26 protein-coding genes and 1 riboswitch are annotated in these 25,556 nt (G+C 71.1%); of the genes, 11 read left to right on the top strand and 15 right to left on the bottom strand.

Going from position 1 to position 25,556, the window contains the following annotated elements:
• Positions 1-93: 93 nt before the first annotated feature.
• Together PV396_RS01855 and PV396_RS01850 are read right to left on the bottom strand one after the other, a co-directional pair.
• Positions 94-1,719: a cation acetate symporter gene (locus tag PV396_RS01855; RefSeq protein ID WP_319199791.1), complete on the bottom strand. Its 1,626-nt coding sequence runs from the start codon at positions 1,717-1,719 to the stop codon at positions 94-96.
• Positions 1,716-2,072, bottom strand: coding sequence for a DUF485 domain-containing protein (locus PV396_RS01850; protein ID WP_319199790.1), 357 nt, complete (start codon positions 2,070-2,072; stop codon positions 1,716-1,718). The genes PV396_RS01855 and PV396_RS01850 overlap by 4 nt, the downstream gene beginning before the upstream one ends.
• Positions 2,073-2,525: 453 nt before the next feature.
• Here PV396_RS01850 and PV396_RS01845 point away from each other — a divergent pair, with 453 nt between their 5' ends.
• The 3 genes from PV396_RS01845 (at position 2,526) to PV396_RS01835 (ending at position 6,797) form a co-directional block, all read left to right on the top strand.
• Positions 2,526-4,061 (top strand): S8 family peptidase, encoded by a 1,536-nt coding sequence (locus tag PV396_RS01845; protein ID WP_319199789.1) that lies wholly within the window; start codon positions 2,526-2,528, stop codon positions 4,059-4,061.
• Between the two features lie 67 nt (positions 4,062-4,128).
• Positions 4,129-5,670: a S8 family peptidase gene (locus tag PV396_RS01840; protein WP_319199788.1), complete on the top strand. Its 1,542-nt coding sequence runs from the start codon at positions 4,129-4,131 to the stop codon at positions 5,668-5,670.
• A 98-nt stretch (positions 5,671-5,768) separates the two neighbouring features.
• The gene (locus PV396_RS01835; protein ID WP_319199787.1) at positions 5,769-6,797 is read left to right on the top strand and encodes a CopD family protein; all 1,029 of its coding nucleotides are present in this window, start codon (positions 5,769-5,771) and stop codon (positions 6,795-6,797) included.
• On the opposite strand, the gene PV396_RS01830 is transcribed toward PV396_RS01835, so the two are convergent.
• Positions 6,763-7,452: a lysoplasmalogenase gene (locus tag PV396_RS01830; protein ID WP_319200616.1), complete on the bottom strand. Its 690-nt coding sequence runs from the start codon at positions 7,450-7,452 to the stop codon at positions 6,763-6,765. The two genes, PV396_RS01835 and PV396_RS01830, sit on opposite strands and share 35 nt — an antisense overlap.
• Positions 7,453-7,810: 358 nt before the next feature.
• Between PV396_RS01830 and PV396_RS01825 the strand changes: the two genes are divergently transcribed.
• The 5 genes from PV396_RS01825 to PV396_RS01805 all read left to right on the top strand — a co-directional run bounded on the left by PV396_RS01825 (position 7,811) and on the right by PV396_RS01805 (position 12,712).
• Positions 7,811-8,821, top strand: coding sequence for a DEDDh family exonuclease (locus PV396_RS01825; protein WP_319199786.1), 1,011 nt, complete (start codon positions 7,811-7,813; stop codon positions 8,819-8,821).
• A gap of 79 nt (positions 8,822-8,900) precedes the next feature.
• A complete protein-coding gene (locus tag PV396_RS01820; protein ID WP_319199785.1) occupies positions 8,901-9,134 on the top strand; it encodes a hypothetical protein in 234 nt (77 codons plus the stop codon).
• A gap of 92 nt (positions 9,135-9,226) precedes the next feature.
• A complete protein-coding gene (locus tag PV396_RS01815; RefSeq protein ID WP_319199784.1) occupies positions 9,227-10,033 on the top strand; it encodes an SURF1 family protein in 807 nt (268 codons plus the stop codon).
• A gap of 76 nt (positions 10,034-10,109) precedes the next feature.
• A complete protein-coding gene (locus PV396_RS01810; protein ID WP_319199783.1) occupies positions 10,110-11,951 on the top strand; it encodes a glycoside hydrolase family 15 protein in 1,842 nt (613 codons plus the stop codon).
• 5 nt (positions 11,952-11,956) lie between these two features.
• Positions 11,957-12,712 carry an SDR family oxidoreductase gene (locus tag PV396_RS01805; RefSeq protein WP_319199782.1) on the top strand — a complete coding sequence of 252 codons (756 nt, stop codon included), beginning with the start codon at positions 11,957-11,959 and terminating at the stop codon, positions 12,710-12,712.
• A gap of 112 nt (positions 12,713-12,824) precedes the next feature.
• Here the strand turns inward: PV396_RS01805 and amaP are convergent, their stop codons facing one another.
• From amaP to PV396_RS01760, 9 genes are all read right to left on the bottom strand, one after another.
• Complete coding sequence (amaP, locus tag PV396_RS01800; RefSeq protein WP_319199781.1) at positions 12,825-13,403, bottom strand: alkaline shock response membrane anchor protein AmaP; 579 nt, start codon at positions 13,401-13,403, stop codon at positions 12,825-12,827.
• Between the two features lie 6 nt (positions 13,404-13,409).
• Complete coding sequence (locus tag PV396_RS01795) at positions 13,410-14,132, bottom strand: DUF6286 domain-containing protein (protein WP_319199780.1); 723 nt, start codon at positions 14,130-14,132, stop codon at positions 13,410-13,412.
• Entirely contained in the window at positions 14,129-14,545 is a 417-nt protein-coding gene (locus PV396_RS01790; RefSeq protein WP_416071315.1) for a hypothetical protein, read from the bottom strand. Before PV396_RS01790 ends, PV396_RS01795 begins: the two co-directional genes overlap by 4 nt.
• Before the next feature lie 6 nt (positions 14,546-14,551).
• Positions 14,552-14,737, bottom strand: a complete 186-nt coding sequence (locus PV396_RS01785; protein WP_319199779.1) for a hypothetical protein — start codon at positions 14,735-14,737, stop codon at positions 14,552-14,554.
• 42 nt (positions 14,738-14,779) lie between these two features.
• Complete coding sequence (locus PV396_RS01780) at positions 14,780-15,280, bottom strand: Asp23/Gls24 family envelope stress response protein (RefSeq protein WP_319199778.1); 501 nt, start codon at positions 15,278-15,280, stop codon at positions 14,780-14,782.
• A gap of 112 nt (positions 15,281-15,392) precedes the next feature.
• Positions 15,393-15,659 (bottom strand): pyridoxal-phosphate dependent enzyme, encoded by a 267-nt coding sequence (locus PV396_RS44970; protein ID WP_416071314.1) that lies wholly within the window; start codon positions 15,657-15,659, stop codon positions 15,393-15,395.
• 115 nt (positions 15,660-15,774) lie between these two features.
• Entirely contained in the window at positions 15,775-16,596 is an 822-nt protein-coding gene (locus PV396_RS01770; RefSeq protein WP_319199776.1) for an enoyl-CoA hydratase/isomerase family protein, read from the bottom strand.
• A gap of 139 nt (positions 16,597-16,735) precedes the next feature.
• A complete protein-coding gene (locus PV396_RS01765) occupies positions 16,736-16,957 on the bottom strand; it encodes a helix-turn-helix domain-containing protein (protein WP_006123601.1) in 222 nt (73 codons plus the stop codon).
• A gap of 352 nt (positions 16,958-17,309) precedes the next feature.
• Entirely contained in the window at positions 17,310-18,908 is a 1,599-nt protein-coding gene (locus tag PV396_RS01760; RefSeq protein WP_319199775.1) for an ABC-F family ATP-binding cassette domain-containing protein, read from the bottom strand.
• 221 nt (positions 18,909-19,129) lie between these two features.
• Here PV396_RS01760 and PV396_RS01755 point away from each other — a divergent pair, with 221 nt between their 5' ends.
• Positions 19,130-19,543, top strand: coding sequence for a VOC family protein (locus PV396_RS01755; protein ID WP_319199774.1), 414 nt, complete (start codon positions 19,130-19,132; stop codon positions 19,541-19,543).
• A 27-nt stretch (positions 19,544-19,570) separates the two neighbouring features.
• Here the strand turns inward: PV396_RS01755 and PV396_RS01750 are convergent, their stop codons facing one another.
• The 3 genes from PV396_RS01750 to PV396_RS01740 form a co-directional block, all read right to left on the bottom strand.
• Positions 19,571-20,983 carry a hypothetical protein gene (locus tag PV396_RS01750; RefSeq protein WP_319199773.1) on the bottom strand — a complete coding sequence of 471 codons (1,413 nt, stop codon included), beginning with the start codon at positions 20,981-20,983 and terminating at the stop codon, positions 19,571-19,573.
• A 550-nt stretch (positions 20,984-21,533) separates the two neighbouring features.
• Positions 21,534-22,667 (bottom strand): alpha/beta hydrolase family protein, encoded by a 1,134-nt coding sequence (locus tag PV396_RS01745; protein ID WP_319199772.1) that lies wholly within the window; start codon positions 22,665-22,667, stop codon positions 21,534-21,536.
• Between the two features lie 123 nt (positions 22,668-22,790).
• Complete coding sequence (locus PV396_RS01740; RefSeq protein ID WP_319199771.1) at positions 22,791-23,513, bottom strand: class II aldolase/adducin family protein; 723 nt, start codon at positions 23,511-23,513, stop codon at positions 22,791-22,793.
• Positions 23,514-23,708: 195 nt separating this feature from the next.
• On the opposite strand from PV396_RS01740, the gene PV396_RS01735 reads away from it, so the two are divergent.
• Positions 23,709-24,959 (top strand): inorganic phosphate transporter, encoded by a 1,251-nt coding sequence (locus tag PV396_RS01735; RefSeq protein WP_319199770.1) that lies wholly within the window; start codon positions 23,709-23,711, stop codon positions 24,957-24,959.
• Between the two features lie 40 nt (positions 24,960-24,999).
• Complete coding sequence (locus PV396_RS01730) at positions 25,000-25,221, top strand: hypothetical protein (protein WP_319199769.1); 222 nt, start codon at positions 25,000-25,002, stop codon at positions 25,219-25,221.
• 154 nt (positions 25,222-25,375) lie between these two features.
• A riboswitch (cobalamin riboswitch) is annotated at positions 25,376-25,519 on the top strand.
• The last annotated feature ends 37 nt before the right edge of the window (positions 25,520-25,556 follow it).

The following is a 25,556-nucleotide window of genomic DNA, read 5'->3' as shown; positions in this document are numbered from 1 at the left end:
ATGCCATGGGCCACAGGATGCGGCGCGGGGCCGCCGTGGATCTCGTGGATCCTACGGCGGCCCCGCGTGACGCCTTCACCGCGGAAACGGCTTCTAGTGCGCGCCGGTTCCCGTGAGGGATCGCACCTCCAGCTCCGCGTACTTGCCGGCGTCCGGCTCCTCCTTGGAAAGGATGGTGCCGAGCCAGCCCATGAAGAAGCCGAACGGGATGGAGATGATGCCGGGGTTCTTCAGCGGGAACCAGTGGAAGTCGACGCCCGGGAACATCGCCTTCGGGTCGCCGGAGACGACCGGCGAGAACAGCACCAGGCCGACCGCCACGATCAGGCCGCCGTAGATCGACCACAGGGCGCCCTGGGTGGTGAACCGCTTCCAGAACAGGCTGTAGAGGATCGTGGGCAGGTTGGCGGACGCGGCCACCGCGAACGCCAGTGCGACCAGGCCGGCCACGTTGAGGTCGCGGGCGAGGGCGCCCAGGGCGATGGAGACGATGCCGATGAAGACGGTGGACCAGCGGGCCGCCTTCATCTCCTCCTTCTCGGTGGCCTTCCCCTTGCGGATGACGTTGGCGTAGATGTCGTGCGCGAACGACGACGACGAGGCCAGCGTCAGGCCGGCGACCACGGCGAGGATCGTCGCGAAGGCGACCGCCGAGATCGTCGCGAGCAGCACCGCGCCCCAGGCGGAGTCGACGCCGCCGATGTGCAGGGCGAGCAGCGGCGCCGCCGTGTTGCCCGAGGGGTTGGAGTCGGTGATCTCTTTCTGGTCGATCAGTGCGGCGGCGCCGAAGCCGAGCGCGATCGTCATCAGGTAGAAGCCGCCGATGATGCCGATCGCCCAGTTCACGGACTTCCGGGCGGCCTTGGCCGTGGGGACCGTGTAGAAGCGGATCAGGATGTGCGGCAGACCGGCGGTGCCGAGGACCAGGGCGATGCCCAGGGAGATGAAGTCCAGCTTGGTGGTGCCGGAGGCGCCGTACTGGAGGCCGGGCTCCAGGAAGGCGTCGCCCTTGCCGCTGCGTTCGGCGGCGGTGCCGAGCAGATCGGAGATGTTGAAGTTGAACTTCAGCAGCACCAGGAACGTAATGAGGATCGTGCCGCTGATGAGCAGCACGGCCTTGACCATCTGGACCCAGGTGGTGCCCTTCATGCCGCCGATGGAGACGTACACGATCATCAGGACCCCGACGAGGGCGACGATGGCGACCTTGCCCGCGTCGGAGGTGATGCCGAGGAGGAGCGAGACGAGGACGCCCGCGCCCGCCATCTGGGCCAGCAGGTAGAAGATCGAGACAACGATCGTCGACGTGCCGGCGGCCGTGCGGACCGGGCGCTGGCGCATGCGGTACGCGAGGACGTCACCCATGGTGTAGCGGCCGGAGTTGCGCAGCGGCTCGGCCACCAGGAGCAGGGCGACCAGCCAGGCGACGAGGAAGCCGATGGAGTACAGGAAGCCGTCGTACCCGAAGAGGGCGATCGCGCCCGCGATGCCGAGGAAGGACGCGGCGGACATGTAGTCGCCGGAGACCGCGAGGCCGTTCTGGAAGGCGCTGAACTGGCGCCCGCCGGCGTAGAAGTCGGCGGCGCTCTTGGTCTGACGGCCCGCCCAGACGGTGATGACGAGGGTCGCGACGACGAACACCGCGAACAGGGAGATGATCAGTGGCCGATGCTCGCTGGCCTCGCCCGCGGCGAGAACACTCTGCTGTACGGGGCTCATGCGCCGCCCTCCATCCGGGACTTGATCGCCTCACCCTTCGGGTCGAGGTTCGCGGAGGAGTACCGCGCGTACCACCAGGCGATGAGGAACGTGGTGACGAACTGGGCGATACCGAGGACGAAGGCGACGTTGATGTGGCCGACGAGCTTGGTGCCCATGAAGCCGCCCGCGTAGTTCGACAGCAGGACGTACAGCAGGTACCAGGCGATGAAGCCGATGGTCAGCGGGAAGGCGAAGGAGCGGTGGGCGCGGCGCAGTTCGCCGAACTCGGCGCTCTGCTGCACCTCGACGAACTCCTCCGTGGAGGGGAAGTGGCGCTCTGTCTTCGAGGGGGGCGGTGCGTCGGTGGCCACGGAGTCTCCTCGCGTTGCGGGTGCGGCGGTGGACGGCGGTGGGTGGTCGTTCTCGGACGGCGTCGGGCTCGGTTCGGACATGGCTCTTCTCTGACCTCGCGGTGATCTGGATCACGGTGGTCGGCTCGCGATGGTAGGGCCCCCACGCGTGATCCGACAGCGGGCTCGATGGTCCTCGCGCCCTCTGCCCAAGGTCACGGCGCCACGCGAGGAGCGGTTCAACTCGCCGCGCTTCTTTCCGAACTGGTCTCCGGAAGTCATTGCTGGCCAGCGGCGATGCGGGATAGCTTCGCCCTGTACCACCCGTCATGTACCTGCAAAATCGAAGGTGCGGGCCACGCGTCCGTGCCCGCTTTTTCGCGTGTACCCGCTTGTTGTCCGTTCCTGCTACGCGCTTGCCCGGCAACCATCCTTGCCCGGGTGAGCCTCGCCTCCGGATGATGTGGAGAACCCATGGCTCATCTGCGCTCCAGACGTCGGCTCGCTCTCGCGGTGCCGGTCGTGCTGTCCCTGACCGCCTCCCTCGGCTTCCTGCCCGTGGCCGCGTCGGCCGCCGAGCCGGCCGCCCCCGTCGCCGCTCCGGCCGCGGAAGGTCCGAACCTCGCGTATGTCGTCAACACCAAGAGCACCGACCGTCACACGATCGGGGCGGTGACCAAGGCGATCTCCAAGGCCGGCGGCACCGTCGTGATCACGTACCGCAGGATCGGTGTGATCGTCGTCCACTCCGCGAACCCCTCATTCGGGGCGCAGATCCGCGCGGTGCGCGGGGTGAGGTCCGCGGGTGCCACCCGGACCACACCGCTGGTCGCGGCCGGGACGACCGACGAGGGCGCGGCGGACTATCTGACGGCCGCGGAGGCAGCCAAGGTCGAGGCCGTGTCGGCGAAGACCCCCGAGAGCGAGCCCCTCGAAGCCGACCAGTGGGACCTGCGGTCGATCGGCGCCGACAAGGCCGCGAAGATCAACCCGGGCAGCCGCAGGGTGACCGTCGCCGTGATCGACACCGGCGTGGACGACACCCACCCGGACCTCGCCCCCAACTTCTCCGCCGCCCAGTCGGCGAACTGCGTCGGCGGCGTCGCGGACACCAGCGCGGGGGCGTGGCGCCCGTACACCGCCGAGGACTACCACGGCACGCATGTGGCCGGTGAGATCGCCGCCGCCCGCAACGGCATCGGGGTGGCCGGGGTCGCGCCCGGTGTAAAGGTCTCCGGCATCAAGGTGAGCGACCCGAACAACGGGCTCTTCTACCCGGAGAGCGTCGTCTGCGCCTTCGTGTTCGCCGCCGACCACGGCGTCGAGATCACGAACAACAGCTACTACGTTGATCCATGGCTGTACAACTGCATGGACGACCCCGATCAGCGGGCCATTGTCGACGCGGTCAACAGGGCACAGCTGTACGCGCAGAACAAGGGCACCCTCAACCTGGCGTCGGCGGGCAACTCCAGCCACGACCTGGACTCCGACGCGATCGTCGACGACACCAGCCCCGACGACTCGACGACGGTCACCCGTACGATCGACCCGCACGAGTGCTTCGACGTGCCCACCCAGCTCCCGGGTGTCGTCACGGTGAGCGCCACGGGTGTCGACAACGTCAAGTCGTACTACTCCACGTACGGCAACGGCGTCATCGACATCGCGGCTCCCGGCGGCGACCGCAAATACCAGATACCCGACACGCCGTCGAAGAACGGCCGCATCCTGTCGACCATGCCGAACGGTGAGTACGGCTTCCTCCAGGGCACCTCGATGGCCTCGCCGCACGCCGCGGGCGTCGCCGCGCTGCTGAAGTCGAAGCACCCGTGGGCCACCCCGGCCCAGTTGCAGACACTGCTCAAGGTCCAGGCGGACAACCCGGGCTGCCCCGCGTCGTACGACCAGGACGGTGACGGCACGCAGGACGCGGTGTGCGAGGGCGGCAAACGGGTCAACGGATTCTTCGGGTTCGGGATCGTCAACGCGCTGCGCGCGGTCAAGTGACCGGCACTGTTTCCGAGCTTCCCGCACGGTCCGCACGTACCACGAACGAAGGAACTGGAGACTCTCTATGACAGCGCCTCACTCACGCTCCCGTCGCGCCGTGGCGATACCGGTCGGCATGGTCATGGCGTCGGCGTTCGCCTTCCTGCCGAACATCCAGGCTGCCGCGGCCGACGCCACCGCCGGTGCCACCGGTACCGCCGCTGTCACGGCCGACGCCACCTCGCTGAGCTATGTCGTCAACGTGTTCCCCGGGTTCGGCCCTTCCCCGCACGTGAAGAAGGCCATCGCCAAGGCCGGCGGCACGATCGTGACGTCGTACGACCGGATCGGCGTGATCGTCGTCCACTCGGCGAACCCCGACTTCGCGAAGATCATCCGCAAGGTGCACGGCGTGCAGTCGGCGGGCAACACGCGCAACGCGCCGCTGCCCGCGCAGTCGACCACCGACGAGGGCGCCCCGAAGGTGCTCTCCGCGGCGGAGATGGCGAGCGCCACCGCCAGTGCCACCGCGGCCCAGGACCCGCTGGAGCCGTTGCAGTGGGACCTGCCCGCCATCAAGGCGGACAAGGCGCACGAGAAGACGCTCGGCAGCCGCAAGGTCACCGTCGCCGTGATCGACACCGGCGTCGACGACACCCACCCCGACATCGCGCCGAACTTCGACCGCGGCGCCTCCGTCAACTGCGTGACGGGCAAGCCCGACACCACCGACGGAGCCTGGCGGCCGACCACGGGCGAGAGCCCGCACGGCACGCACGTGGCCGGTGAGATCGCCGCCGCCAAGAACGGCGTCGGCGTCACGGGCGTCGCGCCGGGCGTGAAGGTGTCCGGCATCAAGGTGTCGACCACGGCCGGCTACTTCTACACCGAGGCCGTCGTCTGCGGCTTCGTGTGGGCGGCCGAGCACGGCGTCGACGTCACGAACAACAGCTATTACACCGACCCGTGGTACTTCAACTGCAAGAACGACCCGGACCAGAAGGCCCTGGTCGACGCCATCACGCGGGCCTCGCAGTACGCCGAGCACAGGGGTGTCGTCAACGTCGCGGCGGCCGGCAACGAGAACTACGACCTCGCGGCCGACGAGATCACCGACCCGGTCTCCCCCAACGACGCGACGCCCTCGGACCGGGTCATCGACCCGTCCAAGTGCTACGACATCCCGACCCAGCTCCCGGGCGTGGTGACGGTCGCCTCGACCGGCGCCAAGGGCGTCAAGTCGTCCTTCTCCAACCACGGCCGGGGCGTCATCGACATCGCCGCCCCCGGCGGCGACTCGACCCGTCTGCAGACCCCGGCCCCGCCGGCCACCAGCGGTCTGATCCTCGGCCCGCTGCCCGGCGGCACCTGGGGCTACATGGCCGGTACGTCGATGGCGTCCCCGCATGTCGCGGGCGTGGCCGCCCTGATCAAGTCGACGCACCCGCACGCGTCGGCAGCCCTGGTGAAGGCGCTCCTGTACGCCGAGGCGGACGCCACACCGTGCACGGACCCGTACGACCTCGACGGTGACGGCAAGGTCGACGCGGTGTGCGAGGGCCCGAAGAACTACAACGGCTTCTACGGCCACGGCATCGCGGACGCGTTGGACGCGGTGACGAAGTAACACACCTCTTCGATGGGCCGGGCAGTGTCGCACTGTCCGGCCCATCGTGTTGATTCAGTGCATATGTTGATACCCGGTGCAGGAAACGTGGCATTGGGGTGGGCTTGATAGGACCGACCGACGCGGCGTCCGACGAGGACGGGCCCGCGCGTACGCCCGACGGCGAACGCCCCGCCATCGCACGGGCGGTCGCCGTGCTCGTGCTGGTGGCCCTGGCCGCGCTGATACCGCTGCTCGGACCGTCCGTCGCACTGGACGGCACCGGGGAGGCCGCCGCGCCCGGCGTCGGCGGGATCGGGCTGCTGCGGACGGTGCTGTTCGCCGCGCTGTGTGTCCCTTTGGGCGAGTTGTTCGTCCACCGGCTGGCCGGCAGGCTGCCGGGGGCGCCCCCGGACCGGGCGCGCCCCTGGGCGCCGTACGCGGCCGGTGCCGGTTTCGTCGCCGCGTTGGGGCTCGCCTCGGTGGTGTCGACCGGGAACCTCGTACCGCACAGCCTGGGCGCGATCGACGTCGGCGGTCTGTACGAGTCCCGGGACGGGAAGCTCGCTCTGGTGGAGGTCAACGGGTTCGCGGCGGCGGGCCTGTGCGCCCTGTCGGCCCGCCCGGCCACCCAGATCTGGCCGTTGGCCGTGGTGGCCGTGGCGGAGGCGCTGCGGGCCCATCCGGCGCCGGAGCTCGATCCGCTGACCGGTTCGGCGCTGACGTTCGTCCATGTCGTCTGCGCGGCGCTGTGGGTGGGCGGACTGCTTTACGTACTGCGGACGTTGTCCCTCTGGGGGGAGGCCCGTGCGGCGGGCGTGGCGTTGTTGGGTCTCTACGCGCGCGTGGCTGCCGTTCTGCTCGCGCTGATCACCGCGACGGGCGTCTGGAGCACCCTGCGCCGGATGCCGCCGGACACGGTCCTGGACCAGCTGACGTCGACGGCGTACGGCCGCACGCTGCTCGCCAAGGTGCTCGTCGTGGCCGCCGTCGCCGTGCTCGCCCTGTGGGCGCGGCTGCGGCTGCGCCGGGCGGCCGATCCGCTGACGGCCTGCTCCCCCGCACGCGCGGAGGTGGTCGCGCTGGGAGTGGTGGTCGCGGTGTCGGGGCTGCTCACGGCGTTGCCGGTGCCGATCCGCTGGACGTGACGGGCAGGTGACGGCCCGTCCGTGCGGCTCTGAGCACGCCTTCGGTCAGCGCCCACTGCGCGGCGAGGTACGTGAGCATGATCCAGAAGTCGGGGACCGGCAGCTGGGGCAGGTCCGCCACGCCGGTCGCGATGAGCGTGTCGGAGAGCAGGAAGAGCGCGCCGCCCGTGCCGGCGAGCAGGCCGAGTGCGGTGGCCCGGTAGGCCATCCCGGCCAGCAGGAGGCTGTATCCGGCCACGGGGACCCGGAGTTCGGCGGGAAGGCCCGGCCAGAGGGCGGCGAGGGTGCCGGCCAGGGCCAGGAGATAGCCGCCACCGAGCCGGTTTCGCCGGGCACGCGCGCGTGAGACGTACGTACGTGAGCCGTACGTCCTGAACAGGGCGAGGTAACACACGTGGCCGGCCTCGAAGGAGCCCATGCCCGCCAGGAACGCCGGGTCGGTGCCGGAGAGGAGCAGGACGTCGCCGGCCCAGCCGAAAAGGAGGGCCGGAGGAAGGAGGCGGGGGGCGCCGCGCAGGTGGGCGTGGGCGGCCAGGAGGGGCATCAGCAGGGGTTTGGCGAGGGTGTGTCCGGTGTCGGAGCCGGCCGCGAGGGAGATCAGGTCGACGGCCGCGGTGAGGGCGAAGGCGATGAGGAAAACGCGGGCCCGTCTCACACGCCGACGGCCTCCTCGGCCGGTTCCCGCGGCACGGGCGCGGGCTGCCGGCCCGGCCCCCGGAACGCCCCGCCCCGCGCGCTCACGCCAACTGCCCGCCGCCTTGATGTCCTTGACGATCGCGACGTACTGGATCCGGACGCTGATCATCTCGATGACGGCGAGCAGCACGAAGGCGGGTATCGACCGGACCACGACGTCGGAGAGGTTGGGCATGACTGCACGTTAGGACGGCTCGCGGACGGCGCACAGACGTTGTTACTGACAAGTATTCAGGGCAGTACGCGCTTGCTTGTTGGCGGTCTCCACCAATGGGCGCGCGACGGAGTGTCAGTCGCGGCCCGTATTCTCTGTGACCATGCTCGAAGACCTGACGCCCACGCCGTCCTCCGCCCCGTGGCCGACCGCATACCCCCAGGGATACGCGGTCGTTGACGTCGAGACGACCGGTCTGTCCCGGGACGACCGGATAATCTCCGCCGCCGTCTACCGGCTCGACGCGCGCGGCGAGGTCGAGGACCACTGGTACACAACGGTCAATCCGGAGCGTGATCCCGGTCCGGTGTGGATCCATGGGCTGACGAGCGACGCCCTGGAGGGTTCCCCCCTCTTCGCCGACATCGCCGAGGAGTTCGCGTCCCGGCTCGCCGACCGCGTGCTCGTCGCGCACAACGCCGTCTTCGACTGGTCGATGATCGCCCGGGAGTACGCGCGCGCGGAGCGCGAGGCGCCGGTGCGGCAGCGGCTGTGCACCATCGCGCTGTCCAAGGAGTTGGGGCTGCCGCTGCCCAACCACAAGCTGGAGACGCTCGCCGCGCACTACGGGGTCGTCCAGCAGCGGGCCCACCACGCGCTGGACGACGCGCGCGTGCTCGCCGAGGCGTTCCGGCCCAGCCTGCACGCTGCGGCCCGGGGCGGCGTACGGCTGCCGCTGCTGGAGTGCCGTCCGCTGACGGAGTGGTCGGGGTCGGCGGCGACAGGCGGCTCTCCGCGCCCGCAGATCGGACGGCAGGCCTCCGGGGGCTACGGGGGCTATCAGCCGACGAGTTGGCGGCCGTCCCGCAAGCGGCCCGCGTGCCCGTACCCCAACCCGGGGCGGTACCAGGACGGCGAGCCGCTCAGGCAGGGCATGCGGGTGGCCTTCTCCGGGGACACGTCGGTCGAGCGCGACCTCCTGGAGGACCGGGCCGTCGAGGCGGGGCTGCATGTCGCGACGAGCCTGTCCCGGCTGACCAGCCTGCTCGTCACCAACGACCCCGACTCCATGACCTCGAAGGTGGTCAAGGCCCGGCAGTACGGCACACCGGTCGTCGACGAGGCGGCCTTCGGGCAGCTGCTGCGGGACGTGGAACCCGCGGCGGAGGGATGACCGTACGGACGGGTGATTGGCGCCCGACTCGCCCGGTGCGGTCTCGCTCGGACGGCACCGACGGCCCACCCTGTGGCCCATGGCGACCTGTGAAGTCTGCGGCAACAGTTACGGCATGACCTTCGAGGTGCACGCGCAGGGCGCGGTGCACGTCTTCGACTGCTTCTCCTGCGCGATCCACCGCATGGCACCCATCTGCGAGCACTGCCGGGTCCAGATCATCGGACAGGGTGTCGAGGCCGAGGGCCACTGGTACTGCGGGGCGCACTGCGCACGCGCGGAGGGAAGGGTGGGGATCATCGACCGGGTCTGAGAGGGACCCGGAGCCACTGGGAACGAGAGCCCCCATCCACCTGCCGGCACCCCCCTGAAAGCACCCCACGGACGAGTTGTACCGTCAGTGGGGTGTACCGCTTCCTCTTGTCCCGGCAGTGGGTGATCCTCACGCTGGTCGCCCTCCTCCTCATCCCCACGATGATCAGGCTGGGCATCTGGCAGATGCACCGCTACGAAGAGCGCACCGCCCGCAACCAGCTCGTCGCCGACGCGCTGTCCGCCGAGCCGGTACCCGTGGAGAAGCTGACCTCGCCCGGACACACCGTCACCACCGACGAGCGGTACCACACCGTCAGCGCGAAGGGCCGCTTCGACACCGCCGACGAGGTGGTCGTCCGGCGCCGCACCAACTCCGACGACGAGGTCGGCTACCACGTCCTGACCCCCTTCGTCCTCGCCGACGGCAAGGTCCTGCTGGTCAACCGGGGCTGGATCCCCGCGGACGGTCCGAGCCAGACCGCGTTCCCCGCCATCCCGGCGCCCCCGAAGGGCGAGATCACCGTCACCGGGCGGCTGATGCCCGCCGAGACGACCGCGGCGAGCGGCATCAAGGACCTCAAGGGCCTCCCGGACCGGCAGGTCATGCTGATCAACAGCGCGCAGGAGGCCCGGCGGCTCGGGGCGGAGGTGCTCGGCGGCTACATCGTGCTGACGACCCCCGAGCCGAAGGGCGACACCCCGGAGCTGCTGGGCAAGCCGGGCGACGAGAACGCCGCGCTGAACTACGCCTACGCCATCCAGTGGTGGCTGTTCGCCGCCGGTGTCCCCCTGGGCTGGGTGATTCTCGTGCGCCGGGAACGCCGGGACCGGGCGGAGGCCGAGGCAGCGGCGCGTGCGGCGCGGGAATCGCCGGACACCGAGCCCGCCGCCGTGTGACAGACCCCTGTCCGGCGTGAGAGCCCGTGTGACGTAACCGGCGGATCTCGGCGTGTGACAGGACGTCTTCGCCCGAATGCCGAGGCCCTACACCGGGAACCCGCTCCTGGTGCATCCCCACCAGAACCACCGCATCCCCCGTATCGAGGACTACGCCCTCGTCGGCGACCACCAGACCGCCGCGCTCGTCGGCATGGACGGCAGTATCGACTGGCTCTGTCTGCCCCGCTTCGACTCGGCCGCCTGTTTCGCCGCGCTGCTCGGCGACGAGCGCAACGGACACTGGCGGATGGCCCCCGAGGGCGCCGACCGCTGCGTACGGCGCGCCTACCGGCCCGGCACCCTCGTCCTCGACACCGTGTGGGAGACCGAGGACGGCGCGGTGCGCGTCACCGACCTGATGCCCCAGCGCGACCGCGCCCCCGATCTCGTACGGATCGTCGAGGGCGTACGCGGCGAGGTGACCGTCCGCAGCACGCTGCGGCTGCGCTTCGACTACGGGGCGATCGTGCCCTGGATGCGCAGGGCGAACGGGCACCGGGTGGCCGTCGCCGGGCCGGACGCCGTGTGGCTGCGCACCGACGACGGAGTCCGCACCTGGGGCCGGGACTTCACCACGTACTCGGAGTTCACCGTCGCCGAGGGCGAGCGGGTCGCGTTCGTGCTGACCTGGCATCCCTCGCACGAACCGCATCCGCCGTTCGTCGACCCGTACGAGGCGCTGGAGACGGCCGTCTCGGACTGGAAGGACTGGTCGGCGCGCTGTACGTACGACGGTCCGCACCGGGACGCCGTCGTGCGCTCGCTGATCACCCTGAAGGCGCTGACGTACGCGCCGACCGGCGGCATCGTGGCCGCCGCCACCACCTCCCTCCCCGAGGAACTGGGCGGCGTACGCAACTGGGACTACCGCTACTGCTGGCTGCGCGACTCCACGCTCACCCTCAACGCGCTGCTGTCGGTGGGATATCACGAGGAGGCCGAGTGCTGGCGCGACTGGCTGCTGCGGGCGGTGGCCGGCGATCCGGCGGACCTTCAGATCATGTACGGGCTCGCCGGTGAGCGCCGGCTGCCCGAGTTCGAGCTGGACTGGCTGCCCGGATTCGGCGGCTCGGCCCCCGTGCGGATCGGCAACGCGGCCGTACGGCAGCTCCAGCTCGACGTGTACGGCGAGGTGATCGACTCGCTCGCGCTGGCCCGGCGTTCGGGGCTGCCGTCGAAGCCGCACATGTGGCGGGTGCAGTGCGCGCTCATGGAGTTCCTGAAGTCGGCGTGGCGCCTGCCCGACGAGGGGCTGTGGGAGGTGCGCGGTCCGCGCCGGCACTTCGTGCACTCGAAGGTGATGGCCTGGGTCGCCGCCGACCGCGCGGTGCGTCAGCTCGAGCTCAACCCGAAGCTCAACGGCGGCGACCTGGAGGGCTGGCGGGCCATGCGCGACGAGGTGCACCGGGAGGTGTGCGAGCGTGGCTACGACCCGGAGCGGAACACGTTCACCCAGTTCTACGGCTCCCGCGAACTCGACGCCGCCGTACTGCTCCTGCCCCGCGTCGGCTTCCTGCCGCCGGACGACCCGCGGATCATCGGCACCATCGACGCCGTCCGGGACGAGCTGGGACACGGCGGATTCGTCCGCCGCTACAGCACGGACGGTCCCGTGGTCGACGGACTGCCCGGCGACGAGGGCGTGTTCCTGGCCTGCTCGTTCTGGCTGGCGGACGCCCTGCACATGACCGGCCGGACGAAGGAGGCACGCGAGCTGTTCGAACGACTGCTCGGCCTCACCAACGACGTGGGCCTGCTGGCGGAGGAGTACGACCCGGTCGCCGGCCGCCTGCTCGGCAACTTCCCCCAGGCGTTCAGCCACATCGGCCTCGTCAACACCGCCCTCGCCCTGTACGGCGAGGACCAGGCAGGATAGGGACCATGGATCTTGGACTGAAGGACCGGGTGTATGTCGTCACCGGAGCCACCCGGGGACTGGGCAACGCCACCGCGCGCGAGCTCGTCGCCGACGGCGCGAAGGTGGTCATCACGGGGCGGGACGAGAAGACGGTCACGGAGGCCGCGGCGGCCCTCGGCCCGGGGGCCGTCGGTGTGGCCGCGGACAACTCCGACCCCGAGGTCGCGCAGCGGCTCGTCGCGGCGGCCCGCGAGCACTTCGGGCGCTTCAACGGCATCCTCATCAGCGTGGGCGGTCCGGCGCCCGGGTTCGTCGCCGACAACACCGACGAGCAGTGGCAGGCCGCGTTCGACTCGGTGTTCCTGGGGGCGGTACGGCTGGCCCGTACGGCTGTGGCGGAGCTGGAGGCGGGCGGGGTCGTCGGGTTCGTGCTCTCCGGCTCGGTGCACGAGCCGATTCCGGGGCTGACCATCTCCAACGGCCTGCGGCCGGGGCTCGCCGGGTTCGCCAAGTCGCTCGCCGACGAGGTGGGGCCGCGGGGGGTGCGGGTGGTGGGGTTGCTGCCGGCGCGCATCGACACGGATCGCGTGCGCGAGCTGGACGGGTTGTCGGCGGATCCGGCGGCGACGCGGGTCGCCAACGAGTCGCGGATTCCGTTGCGGCGGTACGGGAGGCCGGAGGAGTTCGGGCGGGCGGCGGCGTTTCTGCTGTCGCCCGCGGCGAGCTATCTGACGGGGGTCATGGTGCCTGTTGACGGGGGGATGCGGCACGGGTTCTGAGGGCCTGTGGTTGCGCGTCTGCGGGTGCGTTGTGGCTTGTCGCGCCCACGCGGCGGAGCCGCAAAATGTCGCAGCCCCGCGCCCCTGGGGGTTTTCCCGTGCCGCCTGCTTGTCAGTTGACCCGTTCCGCTCTGTGTTTGACCGCCCTCAGGTCCACCTCTGTCGGTAGGGACTTGAGGCCTGCCGAGTCGCGGGCGTTCGTGAGGGCCTCCGTGGTCAGGCGGGTCAGCGTCTCCCCGGGGGAGGCGTGGGGCTGCAGGAGGAGTTGGACTCGGGCCTCGGGGGATGCGCGGCGGCCCGTCAGGGTCACCCGGGCTCGTGCCACGCCCTCCTGGCGGGCCACCTCTCCCGCGACCGCGGTTTCCATGGCCCGGCCCCGCAGGAGCGCTCCCTCGCCGTCGCCCGTGTCCACCAGGACCTCGGTGAGGCGGCGTCGGCGGAGTACGGCGGCCAGCCACCACAGGGACAGCAGGACCAGGGCGGCCAGGACGGCGAGTACCGTCGGCCACCACCAGCCGGCGTCCCGGTAGTGGGTGCGTTCGGCGGCGCTGAGCAGTACGTCGTGGCGGTCGTCGTGGATCCACCACGTCGGCCACCGGCTGCCCAGGCCCACGGCCAGTACCGAGCCGCCGACGACGATCAGGGCCAGGCCGGCGAGACCCAGCAGGACGCGGTTGACGACGCGCTGCATCCGTCCTCACCTCTTCCGGCCGGGCCGGACGACACGTACCGACAGAGCGGGCGGCCGGGACAGACCGAGGCTCCTGACCGCGCCGGCGAGCACCTCGTCCAGGTCGGCCCGTACGTCGTCGAGTTCCCGGAAGTGGGAGATGGCGAGGACATCGGCCCTGGTCCGGGTCATCCGGACCCGGACCGACTGGACGCCGGACACCTCGACGGCCCAGTCGCGCAGCACCATCGCGGCGGCGGCCCGGTGCAGGCCCGCCCGGACGTCCGTGTGGGGGCGCCGCATCGGCAGGACACCGCGCAGACCGGGCGTCACAGCCAGGACGAGCAGCCAGGCGCCGAGGGCTGCGGCGACACCGGCGCCGACCAGGACCCAGGTGTCGTCGAGGGGGCGCCGCGCGAGCTGCCCGGCCAGTGACCTGCGCCAGCTCATGGCGGGGCGGTGGGCGCGTACGGCGGTGATGTCGTAGAGGAACGCGCCCGCGACAAGCAGGAGCAGCAGCGCGAGGATGCCGGCGGGGACCCGGCGCGCCGACCAGAAGCGGCCGTTTCCGTCCTTCCCGTCGCCGAGGGTGGGCAGGGGGTCGTAGGCGGCGGTGGAGGATGCCTGCCCCGATCCGATGGGGTCGGGCGGCGGGTCTTCCGGTTTCTCGAGTACTGGCAGCCGTCGGGTGGTCTTCTGGAATGCGTCGAAGCCGTCCGAGCCGTCCGAGCCGCCGTGGGGCTCGCTCATCGCGTCCTCCCCTGTGCCTTCCCTGGTGCCGCACCGTGCGGCGGTGCCAGGTGCAGCCGCTCGACCTCGACGGCGACCTCCGGCACGTCCATTCCCGCCAGAGCGTGTACCCGCGAAGCGACCCGATCACGCACCGTCGCGCACTGGCCACCGATATCGGAGGGATACGGGAGTTCGAGGCTCACACGGACGCGGGCCCTGTCGTGGTGGACGACGACGGTGGCGTGCGGAGGCACCGCGTCCGGGGGCAGTTCGGTCAGCGCCTCGCGGGCCGCCTGCGCGGCGATCTTCGCGACGACCCGGTCCGCGATCCGGGTGGCGCCGCGTTCGCCCGGCGGCACGGTCGTCGTCGTGATCCTGCCGGGCGTACGAACGTTCCCCGGCCGCCCCTCACCGGGCTGCTCCTCGGCCACGGGACGTCACCGTCGTCTGTCGTCGCGGGTGCGGAAGAAGTCACCCAGATCGAGGTCGCCCTCGATGAACCGGCCGATCACGAAGCCGAGGGCGCCCAGGGCGGCCACCAGCAGAAACGCGCCGAAACCGCCGAAGTACCCGGCGAATCCCAGCGCCATTCCGGCGATCATGCCGATGACGGCGATGCTCATGCTGCCCTGCCTTCCCGGTACCTTGCCGATGCCCCGACCCCGTCACTGCAGACGGGGCTCGGGCTCCTCTTCCTCTTCGTCGGGCAGCTTGACGTCCGTCACCGCGATGTTGACCTCGACCACCTCCAGGCCGGTCATGCGCTCCACGGCCGCGATGACGTTCTCACGCACGGCACGGGCGACCTCGCCGATCGAGACGCCGTACTCGACGACGATCTCCAGGTCGAGGGCCGTCTGCACCTCGCCGACCTCGGCCTTCACCCCACGGGTGACGGATTTCGAGGCGCCTCCCGGCACCCGGTCGCGGACCGCGCCGAAGGTCCGCGAGAAGCCGCTGCCCATGGCGTGCACGCCGAGGACGTCACGGGCAGCGAGCCCGGCGATCTTCTCGACGACTCCGTCGGCGATCGTGGTGCGCCCCCGGTCCGCCGGGGCACCACCGCCTCGCTTGGTGACGTTCGATTTCCGGAGCTGCGTGGGACGCGGGTCGTCGCCCGCGCTCCCGGGCTGCTCCGGCTGGCTCCGCTGGGTCATGTCGGTCATCGCCGTACATCCCTTTCGGTCGTCCTCCACGATCCACAGTAGGCGGGGTCGGCCGGACGCGCGGCCGGGGATGCGGCAGGCAGGCGAAGCGGGCGGGGCGGACGGTGTTGGGTCACATTCCTTTCGGGCCGTGGGCGGTTGCCACCGCCACCACCAGTGAGGCCGACTGGATCGCCCCGGAGACACGGGCATCGGCCACCGCGACCAGCGCCGCCGCGCTGCTCGGTTCGAGCGGCAGACCGGTGCGCCACAGCCGGCGCGCCTCGGCGGTCACCGTGTCGTCGTCCACCACCTGCGCCCGGCCACCGGACCGGCGTACGACCTCCACCGCCTGGAGCGTCACCGCGTTACCGCCGAGGGAGGGCATCACGGCGGTCACCCCCGGGGGAGGTCGCCGTGCGGGTCGGCGCCCTCGATGACGGCCGACACGGAAACCGGTGTGCGGGACCGCTGCCCATCGGCAGGGCCCCTCACACGCGTGCGCCCCCGGCGGGTCAGTCGCCGACGCCCGCCAGGTCGCGCAACCGGCGTCCCTGGGCGGCGCGCTCGGCGGTGCGCTGTTCGTCGTACGTCCGGCCCTGGACGCCACGCAGCAGCGCCTTCGTCTCGATGAGGGCGTCGCGGGGCGCGGCGAGCAGCGCGGCCGACAGTTCGCGTACGGCGTCGTCGAGGCCCTCGGCCGGTACGGCGATGTTGGCGAGGCCCGTGTGCACGGCCTCCTCGGCCTGGACGAAGCGGCCGGTCGCGCAGATCTCCAGCGCGCGGGCGTAGCCGACGAGGCCCACGAGCGGATGGGTGCCCGTCAGGTCGGGGACGAGGCCCAGGCTGGTCTCGCGCATGGCGAACTGCACATCGTCCGCGACGATGCGCAGGTCACAGGCGAGCGCGAGCTGGAAGCCCGCGCCGACGGCGTGGCCCTGGACGACGGCGATGGACACGATCTCGCTGCGCCGCCACCAGGTGAAGCCCTCCTGGTACGAGGCGATCGTGCCGTCCAGCGTGGCGTCGTCACTGCGTGCGAGGTCGATGAACGACGGCTCGCCGTCGAACCCCTCGGGCGTGAACGCCTGTCGGTCGAGTCCGGCCGAGAACGACTTGCCCTCGGCGCGCAGCACGACGACCCGCACGGTGCCCGGCAGCAGCCGACCCGCCTCGGCCAGCGCCCGCCACAGAGCGGGGCTCTGCGCGTTGCGCTTGGCCGGGTTGGTCAGCGTCACCGTGGCGACCGTGTCGTCGACGGTGAGCCGTACGCCGTCCTTGTCGAGTACGGAAACTTCGGGACCTCGGTCAGTAACGTCCTGGTCGAACGAAGTCATGGGGCGCCTCCGATGAGTGCGGTCGGATCAGGTGTCCGCCCTGTACGGGGGGAGCACCTAAGTGACTGCACAGTAACCACCCAGCCGGTCGGTCGACCGACCGGGTGGTCACCATCGAAGCCGACGAGTCGGCGGGGGGTCAGGCCGAAGCGGCCTTCTTGCCCCTGGTCGCCCCACCCCGTCCACGGAGCGTGACGCCCGACTCGCTGAGCATCCGGTGTACGAAGCCATACGAGCGACCGGTTTCTTCGGCCAGCGCTCGAATGCTCGCACCGGAGTCGTACTTCTTCTTCAGGTCTGCCGCGAGCTTGTCGCGCGCGGCGCCGGTTACCCGGCTGCCCTTCTTCAGAGTCTCGGCCACCCGTGCCTCCTCGTGGGAAGTGCGCTCTGGTCCTCTCATGATCACCCCTCAAGCGCGTCATGGCCACCCATTCGGCAAGGTCCGTGAGACAAGGTTTTGACGACAGGAGCGCATCCCCACAAGCGGAATTTGCAATTCCATAGCCGGGCGTCCGTACGGCCGAACGAGTTGTTTCGCGAAATGCCTGGTCAGGGACGCGCAACGGCCGGGCCCTTGTCGATGAAGGACCCGGCCGTGAAATGGATGTAGGACACACCTCGGTATGAGGAGATCTCACACAGATGATGGATCACGGATCGGCCGAATGATCCATAGGGAGTGGATCAGCGATTCGATCAAGTGACCGTGACCGTCAGGCGAGGGCCACCAGGTCCGCGTAGTCGGCTCCCCACAGGTCCTCGACGCCGTCCGGCAGCAGGATGATCCGCTCCGGCTGGAGCGCCTCGACGGCGCCCTCGTCGTGGGTGACGAGGACGACAGCGCCCTTGTAGGTGCGCAGCGCGCCGAGGATCTCCTCGCGGCTGGCCGGGTCGAGGTTGTTCGTCGGCTCGTCGAGGAGCAGCACGTTCGCGGAGGAGACCACGAGGGTCGCGAGGGCCAGGCGGGTCTTCTCGCCGCCGGAGAGGACGCCGGCGGGCTTGTCGACATCGTCGCCGGAGAACAGGAACGAGCCGAGCGTCTTGCGGACCTCGACCAGGTCGAGGTCGGGGTTGGCGGAGCGCATGTTCTCCAGGACCGTGCGCTCGGGGTCGAGGGTCTCGTGCTCCTGCGCGTAGTAGCCGAGCTTGAGTCCGTGGCCCTCGATGACCTCGCCGGTGTCGGGCGTCTCGGCGCCGCCGAGGAGCCGCAGGAGGGTGGTCTTCCCGGCGCCGTTGAGGCCGAGGATGACAACCCTCGACCCCTTGTCGATGGCCAGGTCGACATCGGTGAAGATCTCCAGCGATCCGTACGACTTCGACAGGCCCTCGGCCATCAGCGGGGTCTTGCCGCAGGGCGCGGGCTCCGGGAAGCGCAACTTGGCGACCTTGTCGGAGACGCGGACCGCGTCGAGCCCGGCGAGCAGCCGGTCGGCGCGCTTGGCCATGTTCTGCGCGGCGACCGTCTTGGTGGCCTTGGCGCGCATCTTGTCGGCCTGCGCGTTCAGCGCGGCGGCCTTCTTCTCGGCGTTCTGGCGCTCGCGCTTGCGGCGCTTCTCGTCGGCCTCGCGCTGCTGCTGGTAGAGCTTCCAGCCCATGTTGTAGACGTCGATCTGGGCGCGGTTGGCGTCCAGGTAGAACACCTTGTTGACGACCGTCTCGACCAGGTCGACGTCGTGGGAGATCACGATGAAGCCGCCGCGGTAGGTCTTCAGGTAGTCGCGCAGCCAGACGATGGAGTCCGCGTCGAGGTGGTTGGTCGGCTCGTCGAGCAGCAGGGTGTCCGCGTCCGAGAACAGGATGCGGGCCAGCTCGATACGGCGGCGCTGACCGCCGGAGAGGGTGTGCAGGGGCTGACCGAGCACCCGGTCGGGCAGGTTGAGCGCGGCGGCGATGGTCGCGGCCTCGGCCTCGGCGGAGTAGCCGCCCTTGGTGAGGAACTCCGTCTCCTGGCGCTCGTACTGGCGCAGGGCCTTCTCGCGGGTGGCGCCCGATCCGTTGGCGATGCGCTGCTCGTTCTCGCGCATCTTGCGGATCAGGACGTCCAGGCCGCGCGCGGAGAGGATGCGGTCGCTCGCCAGCACGTCGAGGTCGCCGGTGCGGGGGTCCTGTGGGAGGTAGCCGACCTCGCCGGAGCGGGCTACCTGGCCGGCCGCGGGGATGCCCTCGCCCGCGAGGACCTTGGTGAGGGTCGTTTTGCCGGCGCCGTTGCGGCCGACCAGGCCGATGCGGTCGCCCTTGGCGATACGGAAGGTGGCGGACTCGATGAGGACACGGGCACCGGCGCGCAGCTCGATACCGGAGGCGGAGATCACGGACAGACTCCAGGGCGGGGAGGATTGGCGGGGTGGGCGGCTGAGGACTTTCCCGCCGTCTAATGCGCGAGGAGACAGGCCATGGGACAAGTCTAACGGGGTCGCGCAAGCACATTTCCTGCGCGCGGGTGTTCGAGGCTGTGGGAGGCGTCTCGACGGGGCGTTGTCAGTGGCCGGTGCCAGACTGGGCGCAGACGACTTTTCCGGTGGGAGTGATGGTTATGGCAGGCACGGGCAGCGGGCGTCCCAGCATCTATCCGACGGTGTTGTACGCGGACGCGAAAGCGGCGATCCGGCAGCTCACAGAGGCGTTCGGCTTCACCGAGGTGACGGTGTACGAGGGGGAGGACGGTTTGGTGCTGCACGCCGAACTGGTGCAGGGGAACGGCGCGGTGATGCTCGGTTCGAAGGGGCGGGGCGGCGTCTTCGACACGGCGATGAAGGACGCGGGCCCGTGCGGGGTGTACGTCGTCGTGGACGACGTCGACGCACACCACCAGCAGGCCGTCGCACACGGCGCCGACATCCTGATGCCCCCGACGGACCAGGACTACGGTTCACGCGACTACATGGCGCGCGACGCCGAGGGCAACATCTGGAGCTTCGGCACGTACACGCCCGAGATACAGGCCTGAGCTTCCCCGTCGGGCCGTGCGCCCGGCCTAGTTGCCTCCGGTGTGCACCTGGAAGGCGGCCCGGCGTACGGCCTTCGCGAGGGCGGGGTCGGGGTGGGCGGCGGCGAGGGCGACCAAGACCTGGACGGTGCGGGGGTGGCCCACCGCGCGCACCTCGTCGAGGAGCGCGGGGATCGTGGGCTGCACCGCGGCCTCCAGATGACGTACGAGCAGCGGTGCCTCGCCGTGGTCGGCGACGGCCGCGGCGGTGTCCACCCACATCCAGGTGGCCTCCTCGCGGGTGAGCACCTCGTGTGCGTCCTCCGGGTCGATCCCGTCGTGCTCGGCCAGCCACAGCAGGGCGTACGGCCGCAGCGGGTTCTTCTCCGCGACCGCGCGCACATCGGGCTCCGCCGGGCCGCCGACCACGCGGAGAGCCTCGAAGGCGAGACCGCGCAGCAGGGCGTCCTCGCCCCGGGCGGCGTCGAGGAGTTCGGCGACGGCACTGCCGACGGGGCGGGCGGCGAGCCAGGCCCGGTACTCGGCGCGGGCCGCGTTGGGACGCAGCTGGGAGCAGCCGCGCAGCATGTCCTCGGCGCTCTGCTCGATGTTGCCGGCCGGGCTCTGCGCGGCGACGCAGATCTGCTCCAGCTTGACCCACACCGCCCAGCTGCCGAGCGGGGTGAGCGTGGCGTGGCCGTCGCCGTAGGTGAGGGCGCCGACGGAGGCCAGGGCGTGCAGGGCCCAGTCGAGGAGGGGGGCGAGCGGGGTGTCGACGGCGGCGTTGGCCTCGGGCTGCTGCGGCAGCGGCTCGGGCTGGGGGCCGTACGGGATCTCGCAGCGTTCGGTGCGCAGTTCGACGACCCGCTGCTCCAGCAGGTCCAGGAGCTGCTCCATGGGGACGGGCCCCGCGGACAGCTGGAGGAAGGAGAGCACCTGGGGCATCGCGGAGACGACTTCCGCGACGGCGGCGGGCTCGTGGTCCGCGGCCTCGGGGTGGGCGATGGACCAGGCGTCGAACAGGGCGACCCAGCCGCGCAGTACGGCGCTGTCATCACGGTTCCAGGCGCGCAGGCGCCAGCCGGGGCGGGCGATGTCGCCGTGCACCTCGACCAGGCCGGCGAGCCGGGCGGTGTCCCAGTCGTGGCGGACCTGATCCGGGGTCAGCCCCAGTTCGGCGGCGGCCCGTTCGGCGGTGGCGTCGGACAGGGTGCCCCTGCCGTCGGAGGACCCGCCGTCATGGCCGGGTTTGAGCGAGGGGTCGGCCCAGCGGGCGACGCGGACCGCGCCGGCCAGTCCGGAGCGGGCCATTCTGGCCAGTTCCGCCGGGGCAGGTGTGCCCTCGGGCGGACGCGGGGCGGGGCGGCGCGAGCGCCGCTGGTTCATCGCTCGTGGGGCGGCGGCCAGGGGTCGCGGGCGGACGAGTCGAAGCCTGGAGTCGCGCGGGATACGGGACGTCACGGGTGCAGTCTTCCGGTTGACGGTCCGAAAACCCAAACGGAATGGCCTGACGGGCCATGGACCGGACCGAGGGAGGGGTCCGGGGCGGGGGCCGAGGGGGACGTTCAAGCCAGTGGTCCAGCCTTAAACGGAACGCGGTGGGCGACGGGGTTACGCACCGGCGAAGGCACGCGGACCAGGGGTTTCACCCGGGGCCGCAGTGCGCGGGGCGCCGTGCCGCCGGGTCGCTGGGGCGACGGGCGGCGGGTGGACGGACGGGCGGCGAGGTGGACTGGCGGCGGGCCGCCGAGGACGGGCGGGTGGTGGACGCCAAGTCGCCGGGCGCCGTGCCGCCGAGTCGCTGAATGGACGGGCGGCGGGCGACGGGCGGGCGGCGAGGTGGCGCCGGAGCGGCGGACGCCAACGCAGCAGGGCGGCAGGCCGCCGGGGCGCCGGAGCGGCGGACGCCAACGCAGCAGGGCGGCAGGCCGCTGAGGCGCCGGAGCGGCGGACGCCAACGCAGCAGGGCGCCGGGGCGCCGGAGCGGTGGGCGCCAAGGCAGCAGGGGCCGCTACATGAGTGGGGTCAGGAAGCGGCGCAGGGTTTCTTCGTAGGTTGTTGGGTCTGCGTTCCACATCGCGCCGTGTGGGGCTTCCGGGACCTGGTGGAGGGTTACCAGGTCTGGGCGGTGGGCCGCCAGGCGGCGGGAGGGGGTCCACGGGGCGATCGTGTCCGCCGGGCCGTGGAGGATCAGGGCCGGGACGGTGAGCCGGGTGAGGCCGGCGGCCTCGGCCTCGTGGGTGGGGATGCCGTGCAGGCCGGTGCGGCCCTGGGCGGCGCGTACCGCCAGCGGCAGCAGCGCGCCCGGGGTGCGGCGGGCCGTGGCAAGGGCGCGCAGGGTGGTCTGCCAGTCCAGCACCGGCGAGTCCATGACCAGCCCGGAGACCCGGTCGCGCAGCGCGGAGCGGGTGGCGGCCCGCAGGGCCATGGTCGCGCCGGTGGACCAGCCGTACAGGACGACGTTCTCGGCGCCCTCGCGCAGGGCGTACCGGATCGCCGCGTCGAGGTCGCGCCACTCCGTTTCGCCGAGGTGGCCGAGCCCGTCCTGGGGCCGGGGCGCGCCGGGGTCGCCCCGGTAGGCGAGGTCGAGGACCGGGAACTGCTGGCGGTGCAGGAACGGCAGCACGTTCAGGGGGTGCTCGCGGGTGGTGCCGAGGCCGTGCGCGGTGATCACCCAGGTGCTGCGGGCGCCGGGCACGAACCACGCGGGCAGGGCGCCGAGTTCACCGGGGATCTCGATGTCGAGGTGTTCGAGTCCGAGAGCGGTTCCGGGGTCGCCGAAGTGCACGTTCGGGGTGAGCCAGACCTTGTCGCGGGGTTCCAGGGTGCCGTGGGTGACCCGTTCGAGGCGGCGTACGACGGTGTCGGCGGAGTGGGTGGCGTGGTTCAGGACGGGACCGACGACCGCGTGGGTCCCCTCGCCCGCGAGGCCGTAGGTGCCGGGGCGCTGGGAGGCCAGGGCGCGCGTGAGGGCGACCCGGCCGGCGGCGGTGGAGTGCACCGTGAGCCGGGGTTCGGTGGGCAGGGGCCTACCGGGGGGCGCCTTGAGCGCGGCGTCGCTGGCGTAACGGCCGGCGGCGACACTGGCGGCGCCGGCTGCCAGGGCTGCGGTGACGGCAGCGGCCGTCGCGGTGACTGGACGCACCCACCCAGTGTCCTTGCGCAGCCCTCCGAGGGCCAGCGGGAGAGGAGAACGGGGCGAACAAGTCTCTTTCGGGTGGCGCCCCGCCTGCTGGTCGGCTGCTGGTCGGCCTGGTCGACCCGCCCCTTATCCCCGCTGCCCGTACCCTTCGAGCCGCTCCCCCGCCTCGCTCACCTGTGCCTCCGACAGCAGCGTGGGAGACAGCCCTGGCACGGAGGACGCGGTCAGCCAGACCCGGCACATCCACTCCAGCTGGGCGGTTCGGTCGTACGCCTGGCCGAGGGTGGCGCCGTGGGCGAGCGTGCCGTGGTTCTGGAGGATGCAGGCCGTGCGGTCGGTCAGTGCGCGGAGCGTGTTCCCGGCCAGCTCCTCCGTGCCGTACGTCGCGTACGGGGCGACCCGGACCGGGCCGCCGAGGTCGCCCGCCATGTAGTGGATCAGCGGCAGCTCCCGTACGAGGGTCGAGACCGCGGTCGCGTGGACGGCGTGGGTGTGGACGATCGCGCGGGCGTCGGTGGCGCGGTACACGGCGAGGTGCATGGGCAGTTCACTCGTCGGGGTGAGAGTGCCGAGGAGTTGGCGGCCGGTCAGGTCGACACCTACGACGTCCTCCGGGGTGAGCCGGTCGTACGGCACGCCGGACGGGGTGACCAGGACGGTGTCCCCGACGCGGACGGAGACGTTGCCGGAGGTGCCGACCACCAGCCCGTCGGCCACCGTACGGCGGGCCGTCGCGACGAGCGCGGCCCAGGCACGCGCCGTCTCGTCGGAAACGGAACCCCCTTGTGCCGCCTCCGCTTCCCGCACACCGTCCCGCATGTCACGCCCGTCCCGTCGCCGCTCAGCCATGCCCTGATCCTGCCAGGCCACCTGGTGATCGATGCCCCGCGCAGGGGCGACGAGCACGGGTGCCGCCCGCACCGCGACCGGGCGGGAAACGGCGCTCCGTTTTCGGCCACCCAGGATCCCCCGCCAGTTCATCTTCCGTTCATCCGGATTGCCTACGGTCCAACTGCCAATACCGTACGGAAGAAATCTGGGTAAATGGAAAGCTTCTCGCTGATCCTCGCGATCGTGGTCGTCACCGCGCTTGCGTTCGATTTCACGAACGGTTTCCACGACACCGCCAACGCGATGGCCACCACCATCTCGACCGGTGCGCTCAAGCCCAAGGTCGCGGTCGCCATGTCGGCCGTGCTCAACCTCGTGGGCGCCTTCCTTTCCGTCGAGGTCGCGAACACGATCTCCAAGGGCCTCGTGGACGAAAGTGGTATCCGTCCCGAGGTGATCTTCGCCGCGCTGGTAGGCGCGATCCTCTGGAACCTGCTGACCTGGCTGGTCGGGCTCCCCTCCAGCTCCTCGCACGCCCTGATGGGCGGCCTGATCGGCGCGACCATCGCCTCGGCGGGCACAGGCGCGGTCCACGGCGACGTGCTGGTGACGAAGGTGCTGATCCCGGCGATCGCCGCACCACTCGTCGCGGGCATCGCGGCCATGCTCGCAACCCGGCTTTCGTACACCATCGGCGCCAAGCGGGCCGAGGGCAAGGCGGCGGAGAAGGGCTTCCGGGCCGGTCAGATCGCCTCCGCCGGCCTGGTCTCGCTGGCCCACGGCACCAACGACGCGCAGAAGACCATGGGCATCATCACCCTCGCCCTGGTCGCCGGCGGCGCCGTCTCCCCCGACTCCGATCCCCCGGTGTGGGTCATCCTCTCCGCGGGCCTGGCCATCGCGCTCGGCACCTACCTGGGCGGCTGGCGCATCATCCGTACGATGGGCAAGGGTCTGACCGACCTTCAGCCCCAGCAGGGCTTCGCCGCACAGACCAGCGCGGCGACGGTCATCCTGGCCTCCTCCCACCTCGGTTTCTCCCTCTCCACCACGCACTCGGTGTCGGGTTCGGTGATGGGTGCCGGCCTCGGCCGCAAGGGTGGCGTGGTCCGCTGGTCGACGGCGACCCGCATGTTCGTCGCGTGGGGGCTCACGCTGCCCGCGGCGGCCCTCGTCGGCGCGCTCGCGGAGTACGTCACCGGGTTCGGGGACTGGGGTACGGCTCTGGTGGCCGTCTTCCTCATCGCCTCGAGCGCGGCGATCTGGGTCGTCTCGCGCCGCGAGGTGATCGACCACACCAACGTCAACGACGTCCAGGAGGCCGACGCCGAGCCCGCGGGCGTCATCACGACGGCCATCGCCGCCGTCACCCCGCCTCCGACGGGCACCGTCACCGAGGGTCTGACGGCCACCATCCCCGCCCCGGCCGAGGTCACGGCGAAGCCGTCGGCCACGGCCCTCTGAGTCCGGCTCCCGGTCCGAGCGAGAAGCAGAAGGAAGCAACATGAAGATCGACTGGGCAGCCCTCGGCTCCGTCTTCGGTGTCAGTCTCGTCATCACCGTGGCCATGGTGGGCGTGTTCACGCTGGGCATCGCCGGACTCTCGCGCCGCGAACGGGCGGCCGCACAGGGAGAGTCGGCGGGACTGGCGGTCACGGGTGCGTACGCGTGCTTCGCCGCCTGTGCGGCCGTGGTGGCGTACGGGATCTATCTGATCGTGGCCTGACAGCAGTATCAATCGTCTCCTCCTCGTCGCCCGCTCCGTCCGTGGCCGTCTCGTCGGTGGTCGTGGACGGGGCGGGCGTTTTTCGTCGCCCCGATCCGGTCGCGATGTGGGGCACAGCACAGTCCTCCCTTCCAGGTCAACGGCAAGTTGACGGGTGTTCCGGGCCCGTGGTGGACTGCCGGAGCCATGTACGGCAGCAGAAGAGGAAGCCGGTGTGAATCCGGCGCGGTCCCGCCACTGTCACCGGGGTAGGTAACCCCGGGAGCCAGGAACTCTCGCCGCCGGTCTCGTCGAACCAGGGCGTGGACACCCTGAGTGAGGACATATCGCCATGC

It is taken from the genome of Streptomyces sp. ME02-8801-2C (assembly GCF_033793965.1).
Taxonomy (GTDB): Bacteria; Actinomycetota; Actinomycetes; order Streptomycetales; family Streptomycetaceae; genus Streptomyces.
Note: the sequence above shows the minus strand (reverse complement) of the source record. Positions and strands in the feature narration are given on the sequence as shown.

Bases quoted from the DNA above. Each gene is read 5' to 3' on its own strand.
- PV396_RS01810 (WP_319199783.1), top strand. From the start codon at position 10,110: ATGCCGAGGCCCTACACCGGGAACCCGCTCCTGGTGCATCCCCACCAG.
- PV396_RS01780 (WP_319199778.1), bottom strand. From the start codon at position 15,280: ATGACCGACATGACCCAGCGGAGCCAGCCGGAGCAGCCCGGGAGCGCG.
- PV396_RS01770 (WP_319199776.1), bottom strand. From the start codon at position 16,596: ATGACTTCGTTCGACCAGGACGTTACTGACCGAGGTCCCGAAGTTTCC.
- PV396_RS01795 (WP_319199780.1), bottom strand. From the start codon at position 14,132: ATGAGCGAGCCCCACGGCGGCTCGGACGGCTCGGACGGCTTCGACGCA.
- PV396_RS01735 (WP_319199770.1), top strand. From the start codon at position 23,709: ATGGAAAGCTTCTCGCTGATCCTCGCGATCGTGGTCGTCACCGCGCTT.
- PV396_RS01785 (WP_319199779.1), bottom strand. From the start codon at position 14,737: ATGAGCATCGCCGTCATCGGCATGATCGCCGGAATGGCGCTGGGATTC.
- PV396_RS01730 (WP_319199769.1), top strand. From the start codon at position 25,000: ATGAAGATCGACTGGGCAGCCCTCGGCTCCGTCTTCGGTGTCAGTCTC.
- PV396_RS01825 (WP_319199786.1), top strand. From the start codon at position 7,811: ATGCTCGAAGACCTGACGCCCACGCCGTCCTCCGCCCCGTGGCCGACC.
- PV396_RS01855 (WP_319199791.1), bottom strand. From the start codon at position 1,719: ATGAGCCCCGTACAGCAGAGTGTTCTCGCCGCGGGCGAGGCCAGCGAG.
- PV396_RS01755 (WP_319199774.1), top strand. From the start codon at position 19,130: ATGGCAGGCACGGGCAGCGGGCGTCCCAGCATCTATCCGACGGTGTTG.
- amaP (WP_319199781.1), bottom strand. From the start codon at position 13,403: ATGCAGCGCGTCGTCAACCGCGTCCTGCTGGGTCTCGCCGGCCTGGCC.
- PV396_RS01845 (WP_319199789.1), top strand. From the start codon at position 2,526: ATGGCTCATCTGCGCTCCAGACGTCGGCTCGCTCTCGCGGTGCCGGTC.
- PV396_RS01740 (WP_319199771.1), bottom strand. From the start codon at position 23,513: ATGGCTGAGCGGCGACGGGACGGGCGTGACATGCGGGACGGTGTGCGG.
- PV396_RS01840 (WP_319199788.1), top strand. From the start codon at position 4,129: ATGACAGCGCCTCACTCACGCTCCCGTCGCGCCGTGGCGATACCGGTC.
- PV396_RS01820 (WP_319199785.1), top strand. From the start codon at position 8,901: ATGGCGACCTGTGAAGTCTGCGGCAACAGTTACGGCATGACCTTCGAG.
- PV396_RS01805 (WP_319199782.1), top strand. From the start codon at position 11,957: ATGGATCTTGGACTGAAGGACCGGGTGTATGTCGTCACCGGAGCCACC.